Source organism: Micromonospora sicca (genome assembly GCF_003172935.1).
GTDB classification, from domain to species: Bacteria; Actinomycetota; Actinomycetes; order Mycobacteriales; family Micromonosporaceae; genus Micromonospora; species Micromonospora sicca.
On record NZ_QGKS01000014.1, the window covers coordinates 1 to 681 of the forward strand.

Genomic DNA, 681 nt, shown 5'->3' on the forward strand with positions numbered 1-681 from the left:
GCGCTTCGCCCACTGGGCATGGACACCGCGCTTCTGGTGATCAGGATGACAAGAGCCGTGTAACGGGAGACTGTTACGCACGGTTCTGTGGGAGCCCGGGGGTGAAATCCCCCCGGGCGACCCGACCCAGGGCCTGTCCTGCCGATCTTGTAGTGGTTGATCGCTGACGATGTGTCGGTGGTGCGTCGTAGTGAACTGACCGATGAGGCGTGGGCGGTGATCGCGCCGCTGCTACCGGAGCCGGGCAGCGGTCGGGGGCGGTGGCGGGATCACCGGCAGGTCATCAATGGGATTTTGTGGAAGCTGCGCACGGGTGCGCCGTGGCGGGACCTGCCGGAACGGTATGGCCCGTGGAAGACCTGCCACGAGCGTCTGCGGCGCTGGACCGCCGACGGGACCTGGGATCGAATCCTCGCCGCGGCGCAGGTTCATGACGATGGCACACCGGTGCAGTGGAAGATCAGCGTCGACTCGTCGATCGTACGGGCGCACCAGCATGCTGCTGGCGCCCGCAAAAAAGGGGGCTCCCCGGCAAGTCTGGCGACGCCTGATGCGCAAGACGGTGAAGCCATCGGCCGGTCCTGCGGCGGACTGAGTACGAAGATCCACCTCGCGGTCGAGGGTCGTGGACGGCCGTTGTCGATCCTGCTCACCCCGGGCCAGGCCGGCGACAACCCCCAG

General features: G+C 67.1%; 1 protein-coding gene. It reads left to right on the forward strand.

Annotated features, from left to right (window positions below):
• Positions 1-180 precede the first annotated feature (180 nt).
• The coding region (locus DKT69_RS00080; RefSeq protein ID WP_109799575.1) for an IS5 family transposase at positions 181-681 on the forward strand (501 nt) is incomplete at its 3' end.